Source organism: Aquimarina sp. 433, from assembly GCF_054054605.1.
In genome coordinates this window covers 320,162-339,336 of sequence record NZ_JBSWZK010000002.1, presented here as the reverse complement: position 1 = coordinate 339,336, position 19,175 = coordinate 320,162, and the positions used below count along the sequence as shown (strand labels likewise).

Here is a 19,175-nt window from a genome sequence, read left to right as displayed (position 1 = left end):
AAAATTAGTCTTCAAAATAATCAATGTATTGTTTGTAAGGGGTTTATAATTATGTTATTTTGTTTTGCTTCTATTTAAAATTGGAAGGAATAAAAATGATAACGCTCCAACTACAATATTTATTGCGGTTTGAGAGCCCCAAAGAATCCAACCAAAAGCTTCTCCATCACTCTTTGCATAACCAAAGAAAACAAAAACTGCGCCAACTACAATCGGAAACGGTAAGATACCAATTCCTCCATTGGTGGTCGACATAGAAAAGGATCCCACTACAAAAGCTACCAGTATAATTCCAATAGATACATTGTGTAAATTAGGAACTGCAAATTTTATTACATAAAACATTAAAACATATAAAAACCAAATGAGTATGGTGTGAAATAGAAAAGCCCATTTTTGTTTCATGCTAAATATGCTTTTCATCCCATCTAAAAGCCCCATTCCAAAATCTTTGATTTTTACAATCCATTTATTGGATGACTTTTGCAGAAGTTTTAATCCTAAAAGACCAATAAAAATTAGCCCTAAAATTGCTCCTAACGTAAAAAGAGGGTTTATGTTTTTTTCTTCTAGAAAGTTTAATAAATACTCTGTTTGCAAGATACCTGCTGTAGAGGTAATAATGATAAGCATGATGAGATCTGTAATTCTCTCAGAAACAATAGTTCCAAATGCCTTTTCAAAGGGGATTTTCTCATAGGTAGATGTGGTTATTCCTCTGAGAACCTCACCTGATCTTGGAACGCCAAGATTAGCAAGGTATCCAATCATAATAGCCATAAAACTATTGTGAAACTTAATAGTGTATCCAAGAGGATTTAGTAAAAATTTCCATCGATAGGCTCTAGAAAGATGGGAAATAATTCCTAAGATAAGAGAAGCAGTTATCCAAATAGGATCTGCATTTTTTATATTTTGTAATAATTGCGTTCTGTATTCTGGAGTTGCCGAACTAAGAAAATACCAAATTAAAAAAACTCCCAACAATAGTGGGAGTACAATTTTTAAAATTTTAATGAATTTAGGATTCACTCTATTATTTTAGTAAATTATTTTCTTCATTAGGAAATAAAAGTGCTGGCTTAAATTTTTTAGCATCTTCTATATCCATCATCGCATAGGTAATAAGTATTAAAACATCACCTTTAGCTACTTTTCGTGCTGCGGCTCCATTTAATGTTATTTCACCACTATTTCTTGGTCCTGGAATGGCATAAGTTTCCAATCTTTCCCCGTTATTATTGTTTACGATCTGAACTTTTTCTCCTTCTATAATATTAGCAGCGTCCATAAGATCTTGATCAATCGTAATACTACCAATGTAGTTAAGGTCTGCGCCAGTTACTTTAACGCGATGAATTTTTGATTTTACAACGTGTACAAACATGTTACAAATTTAGTTATTTTTAATTTAGGGCAATGTTATCAATAAGTCTTACTTCTCCTGCAAACACCGCAATAAAAGCTCGATATTTAGTGTTCTTTTGTTTTCTTTGAATCGATTTCAAATTAGATATTTTAGCAATTTGGAAATATTCTAATTCGAGTGTTTCGTTGGCTTCGAATTGCTTTGATATCCATGCTGTTAATGATAGTACACTTTTTGTGCCAAAGTCATTTTTAACTTGTTGTAATGTTTTATAGATTAAAGGAGCTTCTTGAAGTTGTGTTTTATTAAGTCTTTTATTTCTTGAGCTTAGAGCTAATCCGCTTTCTTCTCGATAAATAGGACATCCTACTATTTCTACTGACATTTTTTCAATCTCTACCAATTTTTTGACAATTTGTAACTGCTGAAAATCTTTTTCTCCAAAATATGCCCTAGTAGGAGATACAATTGTAAAGAAATGTTTCAAAACCGTTCCTACACCATCAAAATGTCCAGGCCTAAATTTCCCTTCCATTTCATTTTCCAATCCTTCAAAGTCGTATGAAATGGAGTCCAAATTATTTCCATAAACTTCGATTGGGTCACTTGGCGCAAAAACAATAATATCTTTAGATAATTTGGAAAGTAATTTGATATCTGCATCCAGTGTTCTAGGATAATTAACAAGATCCGCAGAATTATTAAACTGATTGGGGTTTACAAATATACTTACAACAACAACCTGATTTTGATTAATTGCTCGTTGTACCAAAGCAAGATGGCCATCGTGTAAAGCTCCCATTGTAGGGACAAAACCTATTGTTTTATTTTGTTTTTGTAAGTCTGCAACATCCTTTTCAATGTCCAGTCTTTTCTCGTGTACCCGCATCTATCTAAAAGTTAAAGGCGTGCAAAAATAAGATATTACTGGCAGACTACATAAATTTTCGTAATTTTGCAAAAATTTATTCCGAAGGAGACGAGAAAAGTAGATCATATGAAAGATAAGAGGATATTGTACGTATCATCAGAAGTAATACCTTACCTACCAGAGACTGAGATTTCATCCATGTCTTTTGAAGCGCCAAGAATGGTAAATAGCAAGGGCGGGCAAATTAGAATTTTTATGCCAAGATATGGAAACATTAATGAGCGAAGACATCAATTACACGAAGTAATTCGTCTTTCTGGAATGAATCTGGTTATTAATGATTTAGATATGCCGCTAATTATTAAGGTAGCGTCGATTCCTAAAGAAAGGATGCAAGTTTATTTTATTGATAATGAAGACTATTTTAAAAGAAAGGCAACTTTAACGGATGAAGAAGGAAACTTGTTCCCAGATAATGATGAGAGAGCAATATTCTTTGCAAAAGGAGTAATTGAGACCGTTAAGAAATTGAATTGGTCGCCAGATGTGATTCATGTTCATGGTTGGTTAGCATCTATGTTACCATTGTATCTAAGAAATTATTATGCAAATGAGCCTTTGTTTAATGATAGTAAGATTGTGACTTCAGTATATGATCATGGTTTTAAAGGTACTTTGGATAGTAATATGTTGGAAAAAGTAAAGTTTGATGGTATCGATGAAGAAAAAATCGCTGATTTAGCTAAGCCTACTTACGATAATGTAATGAAGGTTGCAATTGATAACTCTGATGCCATTATAGTTGGTTCAGAGGAAATACCTGAGGAACTTTCTAAACATTTAAAAACAATAGATCAACCTGTATTAGAATATAAAAAACCAGATGAATTTGCAGATGCCTATGAAGCCTTCTATCAAACAGAGGTGCTGGTGTAGCAAAAAAACTATTATGAATTTGAAGAAAGTTTTGATCAAAGTAACAGCTATGGTAGCTGTTGTCTTTTCCGTGGTGTCGTGCGATGATGATTTTAATTCTGTAGGAAGTGAAGTAATTGGAGGTGTTAATTTCCAAGATAACGAATACAATGCCACTCCGATAGCTTACAGTAAAAGGTTCGAGAGAGTACAAACAAGTGCGTTGCCTAATTATTTAATAGGTGTTTATAACGACCCTGTTTATGGTCAATCTACGTATAATGTTTTATCTCAAGTGTTACCTGATAGATTTAGTCCTACTTTTGGAGATAACGCGGTTTTGGACAGTGTTGTCTTAAGAGTTCCATATTTTAGTGATCTTACTGAAACCGAGACGAACGATGATGGAGATGTGGTAAACACTTTTGAAATAGATTCTGTTTACGGTTCTTCTGCCATAAATCTTTCCGTTTATAAATCAGATTATTTTCTTAGAGATTTCGATGTAGATGAAGGTTCGGAAGTTAGACAAGTATATTTTTCTAATGATATAATCGAAAACTTTGGGCCTACTGTAGAAGATAGACTCCTATTTGAGGCTAGAAATTTTGTAGTGTCCGAAAATGAAATACGTTTGTTAACGGAGGATACGGATGTGGATGAAGATGATGACCCTCAAGTATCCACTATTACACCTGGATTAAGGGTAGCGCTTCTTTCTGATATTGCTGCAGCTGAGGCTAATGTGTTAAATCCTGATCCTGATAATGTAAGAGTAGGTAATCAGGATTTGATTAACTACTTTACTTCAATGTTTTTGGATAAAGAAGGTAGTCTAGAATTAAGTAATGCCAATAATTTTCATAACTTTTTTAGAGGTATTTATTTTAAATCAGAAGCAATTACAACAGAAGGGACTCTTGTTTTTTTTGATATTGGCCAAGCGAATATAACACTACATTATTCATTTGATAAAGTGGATACGGCAGATGAGGATGAAGATGATGACACTACAGATTTTGTAAAAGACACGGGAGAGTTGGTATTAAATTTTTCAAATAACATTGTTAATAGTATTGAGACTAATTTTAATACGACAATCGAAGATGAATTAGCAAGTCAGGATGAGATTAATGGAGAAGAAAATTTATACCTAAAAGGAGGAGAAGGTTCATATGTTATTGTGGATTTGTTTAATGGAGATGTCTTAAATGAAGATGGAGAATTGGAAAATGAATTAGACTTTTTAAGAAGGCAAAATTGGCTTATTAATGAAGCCAGTATGAAATTTTATATAAATCAGGATGCTATAATTTCTGGAAATGCAGAACCAGAAAGAATTTATATTTTTAATGTTGATACAGGAGAAGTACTGGTAGATTATCAGGCTGATCCGACATCAAATGCGGCTAATCCTATCGTTTCTATTATTGAACATTTAGAGCCTATTGCTAGAGATAGTGATGATAATGGAGAGTTCTATAAAATTAAATTAACAAGGCATATTATTAACTTATTAAATGAAGATGAGGATAACATAAGGCTAGGTGTGTCTGTTTCTCAGAATGTTAACGTTATAAATACTGCTGAAGGATTTACCCCCACGAATACAGAAGACGAAATTATCCCCTTTTCGTCAGTAATTTCTCATGAAGGAACAATTCTTTATGGAAACGGAGCAAATGTTCCGGAAGAAAAGCGATTAAAGCTTGATATTTTTTATACAGAATCAACAACCAATTAATCAACAAAAAATTAAATTATGTGTGGAATAGTAGGGTATATAGGTCATAGGGAGGCCTATCCAATTGTATTAAAAGGGCTTAAGAGGTTAGAGTATAGGGGTTACGACTCTGCAGGGATTGCTCTATATGATGGAAATGAGATAAAATTATCTAAAACCAAAGGTAAAGTGGCTGATCTGGAAGATAGGTTAGTTAAAGAAATTTCTACAAATGGAAGTGTAGGAATTGGTCATACCAGATGGGCAACGCATGGTGTGCCTAATGATGTCAATTCTCATCCTCATTATTCAAATTCAGGGGACTTAGTTATTATTCATAATGGAATTATTGAAAATTATGAATCTCTAAGAAAAGAGCTTATCAATAGAGGTTATACTTTTACTTCGGAAACTGATACAGAGGTTCTTGTGAATCTAATAGAAGATGTAAAAACCAAAGAAAATGTTAAGTTAGGTAAGGCTGTTCAGATAGCATTGAATCAAACAATTGGAGCATATGCTATCGCCGTTTTTGATAGGCGCAAACCTGATGAAATTGTAGTGGCTAGATTAGGAAGTCCTTTGGCAATAGGTGTTGGAGAGGACGAATTTTTTATAGCTTCTGATGCATCTCCTTTTATCGAATATACGAATAACGCTATATATCTTGAAGATGGGGAAATGGCAATCGTTCGTAGAAAGAAAGGTATAAAGGTTCGTAAAATAAAGGATGATAGCTTAGTAGACCCTTATCTTCAGGAGTTGCAAATAAATCTGGAACAAATTGAAAAAGGTGGTTATGATCACTTTATGTTGAAAGAAATTTATGAACAACCAAATGCTATTAGTGATACCTATAGAGGAAGAATAAGAGTAGCGGAGGGAATCATAAAGATGGCTGGGATCGATGATAATCTGGCAAAACTTCTTAATGCAAAACGTATTATCGTGATTGCTTGTGGTACCTCTTGGCATGCTGGTTTGGTAGCAGAATATATTTTTGAGGAACTTGTTAGAATTCCCGTAGAAGTAGAATATGCTTCCGAATTTAGATATCGAAATCCTGTAATTCATCAAGATGACGTTGTAATTGCGATCTCACAAAGTGGTGAAACAGCAGATACTATGGCGGCTATTAAATTAGCTAAGGAGAGAGGAGCATTTGTATTTGGAGTATGTAATGTTGTTGGTTCTTCGATTTCACGAGAAACACACGCCGGTGCGTACACACACGCTGGTCCAGAAATTGGAGTAGCTTCTACCAAAGCCTTTACTACTCAGATAACAGTACTATCACTGATTGCATTGAAGCTAGCGGAAAGAAAGGGAACAATTTCTAATAGTGATTTCCATTACTATCTTCAAGAATTAGAACGTATTCCAGAAAAGGTAAAAGATGCATTAGAGTCTAATGATCATATTAAATTGATTGCTGATACTTATAAGAGCGCGAGAAACTTTCTATACTTGGGACGAGGGTATAATTTTCCGGTAGCTCTAGAAGGAGCGTTAAAATTAAAGGAGATTTCTTATATACACGCAGAAGGATATCCTGCTGCAGAAATGAAACATGGACCGATTGCTTTAATTGATGAGCATATGCCTGTAGTTGTCATAGCTACTAAAAAAGGTCATTATGAAAAGGTGGTAAGTAATATTCAGGAAATTAAATCCAGAAAAGGAAAGATTATCGGAATTGTTACCGAAGGGGATGAAACAGTAAAAGCTTTAGCAGATCATGTTATTGAAATACCTGAAACTATAGAATTCTTAACGCCGCTTTTAACTACTATACCATTGCAGTTATTGTCATATCATATTGCGGTAATGCTTGGTAAAAATGTAGATCAACCAAGGAATTTAGCTAAATCAGTCACAGTAGAATAAGATTTACAATCGATAAAATACATCATTTTTATACAAAAAAGTACGATATATCGTACTTTTTTGCATTTTATCGATAAAAAAATGAAAAAACATTATGCGTGAATAATATTTTTTTGTTAGTTTCGCGACCGAATCTGAACAGATTCATTTTCAATAATTTAAGTTCCCCAAATAAACTTAAAATTAAAATAACCTATTTTATGAAAAAAATTACATTCATTGTAGCTTTATTAATGTGCTTCATTAGTAATGCTCAAACTACAATTAATGGTAAGGTAGTTGATGATTTTAATCAGCCAATACCAGGAGCCAATATCTCTTTAAAAGGAGAATCTATTGGGACGGTTACCAATTTTGATGGAGTGTTTACATTGACAGTTACCAAAAAACCACCATTTACAATTACAGCAAGTAGTATTGGATATGAAGAAAGTTCTATAGAAGTGACTTCTGCGGCAGAAGAAGTGGTAATTGTGTTGACAGAAGGAAATGTATTAGACTTGATTGTAATCTCTGCTTCGAGAGCTCCAGAAAGATTATTCGAATCACCGGTAAGTATTGAACGATTTGGTGTGAAAGAAATTAAAAATACACCATCAGTTGATTTTTATGATGGTTTAGAAAACCTTAAAGGAGTTGATGTAAATACTAATAGTTTAACTTTTAAATCAATTAACACAAGAGGTTTTGCTTCATTTACCAATACTCGTTTCGTGCAATTGATTGACGGAATGGATAATACGTCTCCATCCCTAAATTTTGCCTTGGGTAACCTTATTGGTATGAATGAATTGGATGTAGAGAATGTCGAGCTTCTTCCAGGAGCTTCTTCTGCGTTATATGGAGCAAATGCATTTAACGGTATATTATTTATGACAAGCAAAAGTCCTTTTGATAAGCAAGGAATTAGTGCTTATGCTAAAGGAGGATTTACCTCTCAAGATGCTGCGGGGACTAATGATTTCTATGATGTTGGTGTTAGAGTGGCTCATGCTTTTACAGATAATATAGCAGCGAAAGTGAACTTCTCATATTTAACAGCAACTGATTGGTTTGCTGTAAGCGAAGAAAATATAGAAAACCCTGGAGAAAGCAGATTAACAGATCCTGCCTATAATGGATTAAATGTGTATGGAGATGAAGTAAGAGCCATTCTTCCTGGTGCAGGAGTTGTTACCAGAACAGGTTATAATGAATCAGATTTAACAGACTATAATGCAGAAAGTATTAAGTTTGATGGAGCTGTGCACTATAAGCCTTTCCATAATGACTTTGAAATTATATATGCTGGTAAATTAGGAAAAGGACAAACAATATTTCAGGATTCTAATAGATTCTCTCTAAATGATTTCTTTTTTCAACAACATAAATTAGAGGTAAAAAATGATAACTTCTTTGTAAGAGGTTATATCTCAGCAGAAGATGCTGGAGATACTTATGACTTACGTTTTACAGGAATCAATATTAACAGAAGGTGGAAAAGTGATGAAGATTGGTTCAATGATTATGCAACAGCTTTTGCTACAGCAGTAGGAACCGATCAGCAAAGACATGAGGCAGCAAGAATAGCTGCTGACGATGTAAGGTTAGAACCTGGTACAGAGGGTTTTGAGACGGCTTTTAATGAGGTTACAAGTACACCAGATTTCCAAACAGGATCTAGATTTAAATCCAAAACTGAGTTAAGACACGTAGATGCAAATTATAATTTTGGTCATATTACGAATAACTTTGCAGATATTCAGGTAGGAGGATCGTTTAGAGAATACTCTTTAAATTCTGCAGGGACTTTTTATACAGATTTTGATGGAGCAATTAATTATTCTGAATTAGGAGTTTATTCTCAAATTCAAAAGAAGTTATTAGATGATCGATTAAAGCTTACGGGATCGGTTCGATATGATAAATCTCAATTATTTGATGGTAATTTTTCACCTAGATTTTCGGTTGGATATACCTTAGGTAAGAATAGAAATAGAAACCTACGTGCCTCAATACAAACAGGTTTTAGAAACCCAACCACGCAAGATTTATATTTAGGTTTAGATATTGGAGAAGGAGCGATTGTTGGTTCTGCGCCTGATAATTTAGATCGTTTTGTTAGAACATCAACTACAGGAATTACCTACACAGGTAGAATTGCTTACGAAAATTCATATACTGCAGAGTCTGTAGAAGCTTTTATCAGATCTGGTGGAACAGCTCCATTAGAAATTGCAAATCCTGATATTGTACAACCTGAAAAGGTTACAGCAATCGAAATTGGATATCGAGCTGACTTCGGTAAATTATTATTAGATCTTAGTGGATATTATAATATGTATCAAGATTTTATCTCTACTGTTGATGTAGTAAGTCCTCTTGATGGTTCTGTGGGTAGCGCAGAGGCTCAAGCTGCAATTGCAACTGGTAATTTTGCTGGTTTTCAGGCGATCACTAACTCTGATGTAGATATCAATTCATACGGTGCTGTTCTTGGAATTAGTGCTAAAGTATTTGGAGATTTTGATTTAGGAGCTAGTTATACGTATGCGAAGCAAGATTTTGATCAAGAAGAAGATCCAGGTTTTAGAACTAACTTTAATACACCAGAGCATAAGGTGAAAGCAAACTTTGGACATGATAACTTATTTACAAATTTCGGATTTAATACCGTAGTTAAATGGAGTGGAGATTATGTTTGGGAATCTGCTTTCGCTGTGGGAGAAGTGCCATCATTTACTGTTTTTGATGCGCAGCTTAATTATAGAATTCCTTCTCTTAAAACTACGCTTAAATTAGGTGGAACAAATATTGGAGGAGGTGAGTACTTTACTGCTGTAGGAACTGCTCCTATTGGTTCACAGTATTACCTAGGTCTTACGATTAATAATTTTTAATTTTAAATATTATTATATTACAATCATCAGGTTGTAAAAATCAAAACAAATATAGAAAGCCCGTCCAATAAATTTGGACGGGCTTTTTTTATGAAAAAAGATGAATTTTCCCTGATTAATTTCACTGAGTCATTAAGGTTGTAATTATATAAAAAGTAAGTATAGCTTTAATAAAAAGAATAATTGTCATAATAGAAGGCTTAAGATTAAGAAAAACACATGATTTTAACTTTTTTTTAAAGAATTGATAAAAAAACGTATATTGTTGTCATAACATAAAAACTAATTTAGGATATGAGGACAATTACGTTAGTAATAGTGCTTTTAATAAGTATTATTTCTACTGCACAAACAACAATTAGTGGGAAAGTTGTTGATAATAACAATCAACCCATTCCTGGAGCAAATATAGCTTTGCAGGGGGCTTCTGTCGGGACTGTTACGGATTTTGATGGTCTATTCACACTTACTTTAGAGGAAACGCCACCATTTACGATTATCGTAAGTAGTATAGGTTTTGAATCTGCTACAGTAGATATCACATCGAGCACCTCTGACATTACGATCACATTAAAGGAAGGAACAGAATTAGATGAAGTAGTTATTTCAGCTTCTAGAACACCAGAACGGGTGTTTGAATCTCCTGTAAGTGTAGAACGTTTTGGAATCAAGAAAATAAAAACTACTCCTGCAGCAGATTTTTATGATGGTTTAGAGAATTTAAAAGGAGTTGATATCAATACCAATAGTTTAACCTTTAAATCAGTAAATACCAGAGGATTTGCGGATTTTGCTAATACCAGATTTGTACAGTTGGTTGACGGCATGGACAATGCAGCACCTGCTCTAAATTTTGTTTTAGGAAATCTGTTAGGTATGACAGAATTAGATGTAAATAGTATAGAGTTACTGCCAGGAGCTTCTTCTGCACTTTATGGAGCAAATGCTTTTAACGGAATTTTATTTATGACTAGCAAGAATCCTTTTGATCATCAAGGGATAAGTGCGTATTTTAAAGGTGGTATTACCTCTCAAGAAGTCGGAGGTGACAATGAATATTATGATTATGGAATTAGGATTGCTCATGCATTCTCCGATAAATTTGCTGCTAAAGTTAATTTTTCTTATCTCAGAGGTACAGATTGGTTTGCTACAAATGAAGTCAGTGTTTCTAATGATATTATTACTGGTACTAGATTAGACCCAAACTATGATGGACTGAATGTATATGGAGATGAAGTAAGTACTAATATTAGAGGAGTTGGAGTTGCATTGGTGAATGCTGGGTTGTTGCCAGCTGGAGCAGAAAATATATTGCCCAATCAAGAAGTTAGTAGAACAGGTTACTTAGAAAGTGATTTAAACAATTATAATGCAGAAAGTATAAAGTTTGATGCAGCACTTCATTATCGTCCTTTTGCAAACGATTTCGAAATTATTTATTTAGGGAAAGTTGGAAGAGGAACAACTATTTATCAAGGAGCAAACAGATATTCAATTCGAAATTTCTTTTTACAGCAGCATAAATTAGAAATTAAAAATGATAACTTTTTTGTAAGAGGATATATTACAGATGAAGATGCAGGAGACTCATACGATTCTAGATTTACAGGAATTAATATTAATAGGTTATGGAAAGATGACCAAACTTGGTTTGGAGAGTACGCAGGAGCCTTTGTACAGGCAAGTTTAGCAGGTCAATTACCGGAACAAGCGCATTTAATAGCAAGACAAACCGCAGATACAGGCAGATTTTTACCAGGAACACCAGAATTCGAGAATGCATTTAATACGGTTACTACAGATCCAGATCTTACAACCGGATCTAAATTTCAAGATGCTAGTCAATTAAGGCACGTAGATGTTAATTATAATTTTAGTCATATTACTAGTGATTTTGCAGATATCCAAGTGGGAGGGTCTTTTAGAGAATACAAATTAAATTCCTCGGGAACTATATTTACAGATTTTGACGGACCAATTCGTTATTCGGAGTTTGGGGTGTATACTCAAGTACAAAAGAAATTAATTGATGATCGATTAAAAATTACAGGTTCTATTAGATATGATAAATCGGAGTTATTTGATGGAAATATATCTCCTAGATTATCCCTTGGTTATACAGCGGGAGCAGATAGAAATCATAATATTCGTTTATCGGCTCAAACTGGTTTTAGAAATCCAACAACACAAGATTTGTTCATTGGTTTAGATGTGGGGAGGGCAATACTTGTAGGATCGGCTTCAGAGAATTTAGATCGAGATGTTAGAAACTTTGATCTAAGTGGAGATGGTCAGTTGTTAACAGGAAATAGTTCTGTAGATGTAGTAGGTAGACAAGCATATGAAAACTCTTTTTCGTTAAATTCTGTATTGAATGGTACTCCTACGGTTTCAAATGTTGATCTGGTTGAACCTGAAAAAGTTGTTGCAGTAGAACTTGGTTATCGTGCTAAAATCAAGAAGTTTGTAATTGATTTAAGTGGATATTATAATATATATACGGATTTCATATCTACAGAAAATGTTTTAGTGCCTCTTTATGGACAGGTTGGAGATGGTACCTTATCACTAGCAGCTTTGCAAAATGGAGATACAGAAGTGTACCAAGCATATACCAATTCTGATGTAGATATTAAATCATTTGGTGGTACTATTGGTGTAGATACTAAGATCCTAGGAAATTTTGATTTTGGAGTTAATTACACATTTACAAAACAAGATTTTGATGAAAATGAAGATCCGGATTTCAGAACAAATTTTAATACTCCAGAGCATAAAGTAAAAGCTTCTTTTGGTCATACAAGTTTGTTTAAGAACTTTGGGTTTAATACGAGTTGGACTTGGAGTGATGCATATTTTTGGGAAGCAGCATTCGGAGATGGAGATGTTCCTTCTTTTAATGTTCTTAATGGACAAATTAACTATACCATTCCTAAATTAAAAGCAACACTTAAAGCAGGAGCAACAAATATTCTAGGCGAAGAATATTTTACTGCCTTTGGTACAGGGTTTATAGGATCGCAATATTATATCGGTATATCTATAAACAACTTATAATTAATCTAAAAATATTTTAAATATGAATATTCAATATAAATGGCTATTGATTCTGTTAGTTTTTGGATTTATAGCTTGTGAATCTGATGATGATTCAACAACAACTGAGGAAGTTGTTCTTACAGCTGGAACAGCAGATTTTTCTAATTATGTAGCTTTAGGAAATTCTTTAACGGCTGGTTTTACCGATGGAGCTTTATTTATAGCTGGACAAGAAAATTCTATGCCAAACATCTTGTCTCAACAATTCGGATTAGTTGGAGGAGGTACATTTTCACAACCGTTGATGAGTGATAATGTTGGAGGAGCATTACTTGGAGGGAATCAGATATTAGCTCCAAGATTCTTTTTTAATGGAGCTGGTCCTGCAGTATTGCCAGGAACACCAACAACTGAAATATCATCTATATTATCAGGGTCATTTAATAATATGGGAATACCAGGAGCGAAGAGTTTTCATCTTTTAGCCAATGGATATGGAAATATAGCAGGATTACCTACCCTTGCGAATCCTTATTATGTTAGAATAGCTTCAAGTCCAAATGCATCGGTAATAGAAGATGCGATGGCACAGAGTCCTACATTTTTCTCACTATGGATTGGTAATAACGATGTGTTAGGATATGCCCTTACAGGTGGTGATGGTACAGATCCAATTACAGATACCGCTACATTTAGTCAAGCTTACAATGCGTTAATCGCTACATTGACTTCTGGAGGAGCAAAGGGTGTAATTGCAAATATTCCTGATGTTACCTCTATTCCGCATTTTACAACAGTGCCTCATAACCCTGTTCCTTTAGATGCAGCTACAGCGGCCTTTTTAAATAGTGCTAGTGCTTATGGAGCATACAATGCTGGAATTGCACAAGCTTTTGCTGGTCTTGTAATGGCGGGAGCGATTTCTCAAGAAGACGCGGATGCAGAATTAGCTAGAAGGACAATAACTTTTTCGGAAGGAGAAGGAAATGCTGTGGTTATTTTAGACGAAGATTTAACAGATTTAACAGGTCTTAATCCGGCACTGATTAATATAAGACAGGCTACTTCAGAAGATTTATTGGTGTTAACCGCTGCATCATTTATCGGTACGGAAGCGGTTCCGGGAAATCCACAGACAGTGAATGGAGTGGCAATTCCATTAGCTGATAAATGGGTGTTAACTCCAGAAGAGCAGGCTGAAATAGCAACAGCAACAACCGCTTTTAATGCTACTATTGCAGCGGCTAGAGATCAAGCTGGTCTGGCTTTTGTAGATGCAAATGCTTTATTAGAGCAAGTGGCTTCTAATGGAGTAACATTTGATGAATTTCTTCTTCAGGAAGATTTAGTTTTTGGTGGAGCTTTCTCATTAGATGGAGTGCATCCAACTGCCAGAGGATATGCTTTATTAGCAAATGAAGCGCTTAAAGCAATTAATATGACTTACGAATCAAACTTACCAATGGTAAAGGCTGCGGATTACCCAACATTTTATTCGCCAACTTTACAATAGTAAGTATATTATTAAATTATAATAGCCAGTACTTCTTAGGTAGTACTGGCTTTTTTTGTTGTGATATTTAAGAAAATGCGAATTACATTTAAGTAAAAAAATGAATTGAAATAGTAAATTTTTGTCTATGAAAAATTAAAATGTAATAAGTTTAAACGAAATAATATAATCGAATAATCTATACTTTTTAATGGGTTTGACGCCTTTAAATTTGCACAAGAAAAAAACAAAATGAAACAGGCTATGTTATTCATTTTAAAAGCCTATATTTGCAGCCTGAAAAAAGGTCGTATTCTACATGTAAGAAAAATGGGTCTTTTTTAAATATTAAATACTAAACATTAAATAGTTATATAATGTCTCAAGTTACGGGTAAAGTATCACAAATTGTAGGTCCGGTTATAGACGTAGCATTCGCTGCCGGTACTGAATTACCAAAAATTTACGATTCGTTAGAAATTAATAAAGCAGACGGTACCAAAATAGTGTTAGAGATTCAGTCTCACATTGGTGAAGATACGGTACGTACAATTGCGATGGATTCCAGTGATGGATTAAGTAGAGGAATGGAAGCTGTTGGAACAGGAGCTCCTATTCAAATGCCGATTGGTGGAGATGTATATGGACGTCTATTTAATGTGATTGGAGATGCTATTGATGGATTAGGAGATCTTCCTAAAGCTGGAGAAAACGGTCTTCCAATTCACCGTCAAGCACCTAAGTTTGAGGATTTATCAACTTCTACAGAAGTTTTATTCACAGGAATCAAAGTAATCGATCTTATCGAGCCTTATGCAAAAGGAGGTAAAATTGGATTATTTGGAGGTGCAGGAGTTGGTAAAACGGTATTGATTCAGGAATTAATTAATAATATCGCGAAAGGTCACGGTGGACTTTCTGTATTCGCAGGAGTAGGAGAAAGAACACGTGAAGGAAATGATCTTCTTCGTGAGATGTTAGAGTCTGGAATTATCAAGTATGGTGATGATTTTATGCATTCTATGGAAGAAGGTGGATGGGATCTTTCTAAAGTAGATAAGGAAGCTATGAAAGATTCTAAAGCAACTTTCGTATTTGGTCAGATGAATGAGCCACCAGGAGCACGTGCTCGTGTTGCACTTTCTGGACTTACGATTGCAGAATATTTCCGTGATGGAGCTGGAGATGGACAAGGAAAAGATGTACTTTTCTTCGTAGATAACATTTTCCGTTTTACACAAGCAGGTTCTGAGGTATCAGCACTTCTAGGTCGTATGCCATCTGCGGTAGGATATCAGCCTACATTAGCAACCGAAATGGGTGTGATGCAGGAACGTATTACTTCTACTAAGAAAGGATCTATTACTTCTGTACAGGCAGTTTATGTACCTGCGGATGATTTAACAGATCCGGCACCAGCAACAACGTTTGCTCACTTAGATGCAACAACAGTATTATCTCGTAAAATTGCAGAGCTTGGTATTTATCCAGCAGTGGATCCATTAGATTCTACATCTAGAATTCTTACTGCCGATATCTTAGGAGATGATCACTATAACTGTGCACAAAGAGTAAAAGAGTTGTTACAGAGATATAAAGAATTACAAGATATTATTGCAATTCTTGGTATGGAAGAATTATCTGAAGATGATAAGTTAGCCGTAGGACGTGCTCGTCGTGTTCAGCGTTTCTTATCTCAGCCATTCCACGTAGCTGAGCAGTTTACTGGTATACCTGGTGTTCTTGTAGATATTAAGGATACAATCAAAGGATTTAATATGATTATGGATGGTGAGTTAGATCACTTGCCAGAAGCAGCATTTAACCTTAAAGGAACTATCGAAGAAGCTGTTGAAGCTGGTGAGAAAATGTTAGCTGAAGCATAATCTAGTTAATTGTTGGTAGTTGATAGTATCTTATTGAACTAAGTACACAATCAACCGACAACTAACAATAAACAACTATAAATATGTATTTAGAAATAGTAACTCCAGAAGCAGTATTGTTTAGCGGCGAAGTAACTTCGGTTGCTGTTCCAGGTGTGAATGGAGAGTTTCAGATGTTGGATAATCACGCGCCAATCGTTTCTTTATTAGGAAAAGGAAATGTGAAAGTGTACGGTGATATGAATTTGGAAGAAGAAGTAGTAGAAAAATTTACGAAAGAAAATGGTGTTACACTTCTAGCGATAAATTCAGGTACAATTGAAATGAAAGATAATAAAGTGATTGTACTTGCAGATTAAGTAGTATTTACAATCTAGATCATTATATTAAATCCCTATTATTATATGTAATGGGGATTTTTTATTTTTTATAAAGTTTACTAGTATACTATTTAATACCAGTGAAGATGTAAAAAAAGAAATATAAGAGTTATAGCAACGATGATTTTTTTTTTTAAATCATAACCTAAAAAAACTAATTTCAATGGGGACTCTTATGTGGAAAATATAACCTCACTGTTATTCAGAGTTTTGGGAAATTCAAGGAAAACATATTGCTATACAGTTTGATTATGGAGGAAGATTATATATAGAAATTTAGGGATCTAGTAAAGTGATTTATAAGTAACAATTAGTTAAGAAATGGGGTGTTTTTTAACTTCTTAGATTACGAACGATAACATATGGATAAAGGGGTGATTTTGACTATGTGATATCTTCGTATCTATGAAAGCTAAACGATATCAATCTATTATTCCTTTTATAGTTATATTGGTAATACTTAGCCCTTTTTTATGTGTTCCTAAAGAACAAAGTTTACTTTTTATAAATAGATTTAATTCTCCTCTTAGAGACGGATTTTTTAAGAATCTTACTTGGTTTGGGGAAGGTTTTATGGTTGTCTGTGCAGCTTTAACACTTTTGTTTCTTAGAGTACGTTGGTTTTTTGTTTTTGTAACAGGGCTTTTTTTGCATGTTTTCTTCATTCAGTTTAATAAGCAAATTCTTTTCAATGACATTTATAGACCGTCTGTTTATATGAGTTGGATTTGTCAAGATCATTTACTTCATTTTGCCGAAGGAATAAGAATAAGACGAGAGGTAAGCTTCCCTTCTGGTCATACAACGGGGGCAGCTTTTGCCGCATCGTTTATTGCGTTAATTTTTAATTCTAATCGCTCTTCGATTACACTTGCTCTATTAGCAATAAGTGTTGGGTTTTCTCGAGTGTATTTAGCTCAGCATTTTCTAATCGATGTATATTTTGGATTTCTGTTTGGAACCTTATCTTCGATAATAGCATTTACTTTGATTGAAAAAATTGCGTCCAAATATTTTTGGATGAATAAATATCTGATACCTGTTACGTCTAGAAAGCTAAAAGTAAGACTTGTGTTTTTAAGGCAGTTATTTATTAGAAGAATAAGATCATATCCAAAGTATTAATTTTTTGCTACTCATTTTGATTACCAAGTTATATAATCATCAAAACTTTCTAATTATTTTTTCTATTAGTCTTTTTCTTTGTTTGATAGGATCATGGGCATATCCAATTTATATTCTAGATGAAGCGAAAAATGCAGAAGCTGCAAGAGAGATGTTAGTTCATTCTGAGTTTATTGTTCCAAAATTTAATCGGTTACTAAGAGCAGATAAGCCTCCTCTACATTATTATTTTATGATTTTGGGATATAAGCTTTTTGGAGTGAATGCATTCGGTGCTCGTTTTTTTTCTGGAATATTCGGAGCATTAGCAATTAGTATATCGTATTACTATATAAATAAATTTTCTCAGAGAAATATTGCTTGGATTTTTGTCTTGGTATGCTGGTCATCTATCTTCTTTATTCAGGAATTTCATTTGGCTGTTCCAGATCCTTATTTAATCTTTTTTATAAGTATTGGGCTTTGGATGTTTTATGACTTTTATGCGACCAGTTCTAAGTTTTCATTATGGATAATGTATGTGCTTTTTGGTTTGGGAACACTTACCAAAGGTCCTGTAGCAATTGCTTTACCAGGTTTGATTTGCATCATATTTTTAATTAGTACTAAAAATTTCAGTATCCAAACGATTCTTAAATTTAAACCTTTTTTAGGGTTAATTGTTTTTCTTTTAGTAGCAACACCGTGGTATATTTTAGTACATTTCGAAACCGAAGGGACTTGGACAAAAGGCTTTTTTCTGGATCATAATGTAAATAGATTTGGAAGTAAAATGGAAGGTCATGGAGGTATATTTCTAATTACATGGGTGTTTGTTTTATTGGGTTTAATGCCATTTTCTTTTTTTCTTTTAAAAGCATTTAAAAACTCATATATCAACAAATCTAAAGACTCATTACTCTTATTTTCTACTATTGTATCGGTTGTATTTATTGTGTTTTTCAGTATTTCAGGAACTAAATTGCCTAACTATACGATGCCGTGTTATCCTTTTTTGGCATTGGTGCTAGCAGTGACTTTTTGGGAGTTTTACAGAGGAAAGGATAAAGGTATCCACAATACTATTGCTGTAGGATTAATTGGACTACTGGCTATAGGCTTGCCAATAGCAGGAAAGTTAGTATTATTACAAGAAAAGGAATTAGGTGATCTAAGTGATATAGCCTATTGGCTAATACCAACGTCAACAGCTACTTTAGTTGGCTTGGTTTTTTATTTCAAAGGATATTTACAAAAGGCTTTTATCACCATTGCTTTGGGTTGGGTTATCATTACACCAATTTTATTTCTTGGAATTTATCCTAGATTAACTTCGCGAAACCCTGTAGAGCAAGCAAAGTCAATATTAAAACAAAATGATACAGTTAAAGTATATAAAAGTTTTGATGCGGCTTTCCCAATTAATTTTCAAAGGACCTTCACGATTATTCATAAGGAAGCTGAGATAGAGGAGTATTTTGAAAAACACCCGGAAGGATTTTTAATGACGAATACACGTGAGGTAGATGTTTTAGAAAACAGAACGGATATCGTCAAGATCATGGAAGTAAAAGCGCTATTTGAATCGCATACTACCCGAATTTATAAAAAGAAATGATAATTAAAT

General features: G+C 33.9%; 13 protein-coding genes. 10 read left to right on the top strand and 3 right to left on the bottom strand.

Going from position 1 to position 19,175, the window contains the following annotated elements:
* Window positions 1–54 precede the first annotated feature (54 nt).
* The 3 genes from ACWNT5_RS05590 to panC are packed head-to-tail and all read right to left on the bottom strand — an operon-like array spanning window position 55 to window position 2,258.
* Window positions 55–1,032: a lysylphosphatidylglycerol synthase transmembrane domain-containing protein gene (locus tag ACWNT5_RS05590; protein WP_456516844.1), complete on the bottom strand. Its 978-nt coding sequence runs from the start codon at window positions 1,030–1,032 to the stop codon at window positions 55–57.
* A 4-nt stretch (window positions 1,033–1,036) separates the two neighbouring features.
* Window positions 1,037–1,387, bottom strand: a complete 351-nt coding sequence (gene panD, locus ACWNT5_RS05585; protein ID WP_299604885.1) for an aspartate 1-decarboxylase — start codon at window positions 1,385–1,387, stop codon at window positions 1,037–1,039.
* Window positions 1,388–1,406: 19 nt separating this feature from the next.
* Window positions 1,407–2,258, bottom strand: coding sequence for a pantoate--beta-alanine ligase (gene panC, locus ACWNT5_RS05580; protein ID WP_456516843.1), 852 nt, complete (start codon window positions 2,256–2,258; stop codon window positions 1,407–1,409).
* Between the two features lie 108 nt (window positions 2,259–2,366).
* On the opposite strand from panC, the gene ACWNT5_RS05575 reads away from it, so the two are divergent.
* The 10 genes from ACWNT5_RS05575 (at window position 2,367) to ACWNT5_RS05530 (ending at window position 19,166) form a co-directional block, all read left to right on the top strand.
* Window positions 2,367–3,176, top strand: a complete 810-nt coding sequence (locus tag ACWNT5_RS05575; RefSeq protein WP_299606336.1) for a glycogen/starch synthase — start codon at window positions 2,367–2,369, stop codon at window positions 3,174–3,176.
* 13 nt (window positions 3,177–3,189) lie between these two features.
* On the top strand, window positions 3,190–4,899 hold the full coding sequence (locus tag ACWNT5_RS05570) for a DUF4270 domain-containing protein (protein ID WP_456516842.1): 1,710 nt from the start codon (window positions 3,190–3,192) through the stop codon (window positions 4,897–4,899).
* 18 nt (window positions 4,900–4,917) lie between these two features.
* Window positions 4,918–6,765 carry a glutamine--fructose-6-phosphate transaminase (isomerizing) gene (glmS, locus tag ACWNT5_RS05565; protein ID WP_299604888.1) on the top strand — a complete coding sequence of 616 codons (1,848 nt, stop codon included), beginning with the start codon at window positions 4,918–4,920 and terminating at the stop codon, window positions 6,763–6,765.
* Between the two features lie 200 nt (window positions 6,766–6,965).
* Window positions 6,966–9,644: a TonB-dependent receptor gene (locus tag ACWNT5_RS05560; protein ID WP_456516841.1), complete on the top strand. Its 2,679-nt coding sequence runs from the start codon at window positions 6,966–6,968 to the stop codon at window positions 9,642–9,644.
* Between the two features lie 294 nt (window positions 9,645–9,938).
* Complete coding sequence (locus ACWNT5_RS05555) at window positions 9,939–12,704, top strand: TonB-dependent receptor (RefSeq protein ID WP_299902489.1); 2,766 nt, start codon at window positions 9,939–9,941, stop codon at window positions 12,702–12,704.
* 22 nt (window positions 12,705–12,726) lie between these two features.
* Window positions 12,727–14,199 (top strand): G-D-S-L family lipolytic protein, encoded by a 1,473-nt coding sequence (locus tag ACWNT5_RS05550; RefSeq protein WP_456516840.1) that lies wholly within the window; start codon window positions 12,727–12,729, stop codon window positions 14,197–14,199.
* Between the two features lie 356 nt (window positions 14,200–14,555).
* Window positions 14,556–16,064 carry a F0F1 ATP synthase subunit beta gene (atpD, locus tag ACWNT5_RS05545; protein ID WP_299604892.1) on the top strand — a complete coding sequence of 503 codons (1,509 nt, stop codon included), beginning with the start codon at window positions 14,556–14,558 and terminating at the stop codon, window positions 16,062–16,064.
* Window positions 16,065–16,147: 83 nt separating this feature from the next.
* Window positions 16,148–16,423: a F0F1 ATP synthase subunit epsilon gene (locus tag ACWNT5_RS05540; protein ID WP_219010889.1), complete on the top strand. Its 276-nt coding sequence runs from the start codon at window positions 16,148–16,150 to the stop codon at window positions 16,421–16,423.
* 426 nt (window positions 16,424–16,849) lie between these two features.
* Complete coding sequence (locus ACWNT5_RS05535) at window positions 16,850–17,569, top strand: phosphatase PAP2 family protein (RefSeq protein WP_456516839.1); 720 nt, start codon at window positions 16,850–16,852, stop codon at window positions 17,567–17,569.
* A gap of 82 nt (window positions 17,570–17,651) precedes the next feature.
* Complete coding sequence (locus ACWNT5_RS05530; RefSeq protein ID WP_299604899.1) at window positions 17,652–19,166, top strand: ArnT family glycosyltransferase; 1,515 nt, start codon at window positions 17,652–17,654, stop codon at window positions 19,164–19,166.
* Window positions 19,167–19,175 lie beyond the last annotated feature (9 nt).

Excerpts from the sequence above, each read along its gene's own strand:
- panD (WP_299604885.1), bottom strand. The coding sequence starts at position 1,387 with ATGTTTGTACACGTTGTAAAATCAAAAATTCATCGCGTTAAAGTAACT.
- panC (WP_456516843.1), bottom strand. The coding sequence starts at position 2,258 with ATGCGGGTACACGAGAAAAGACTGGACATTGAAAAGGATGTTGCAGAC.
- ACWNT5_RS05575 (WP_299606336.1), top strand. The coding sequence starts at position 2,367 with ATGAAAGATAAGAGGATATTGTACGTATCATCAGAAGTAATACCTTAC.
- ACWNT5_RS05570 (WP_456516842.1), top strand. The coding sequence starts at position 3,190 with ATGAATTTGAAGAAAGTTTTGATCAAAGTAACAGCTATGGTAGCTGTT.
- glmS (WP_299604888.1), top strand. The coding sequence starts at position 4,918 with ATGTGTGGAATAGTAGGGTATATAGGTCATAGGGAGGCCTATCCAATT.
- ACWNT5_RS05560 (WP_456516841.1), top strand. The coding sequence starts at position 6,966 with ATGAAAAAAATTACATTCATTGTAGCTTTATTAATGTGCTTCATTAGT.
- ACWNT5_RS05555 (WP_299902489.1), top strand. The coding sequence starts at position 9,939 with ATGAGGACAATTACGTTAGTAATAGTGCTTTTAATAAGTATTATTTCT.
- ACWNT5_RS05550 (WP_456516840.1), top strand. The coding sequence starts at position 12,727 with ATGAATATTCAATATAAATGGCTATTGATTCTGTTAGTTTTTGGATTT.
- atpD (WP_299604892.1), top strand. The coding sequence starts at position 14,556 with ATGTCTCAAGTTACGGGTAAAGTATCACAAATTGTAGGTCCGGTTATA.
- ACWNT5_RS05540 (WP_219010889.1), top strand. The coding sequence starts at position 16,148 with ATGTATTTAGAAATAGTAACTCCAGAAGCAGTATTGTTTAGCGGCGAA.
- ACWNT5_RS05535 (WP_456516839.1), top strand. The coding sequence starts at position 16,850 with ATGAAAGCTAAACGATATCAATCTATTATTCCTTTTATAGTTATATTG.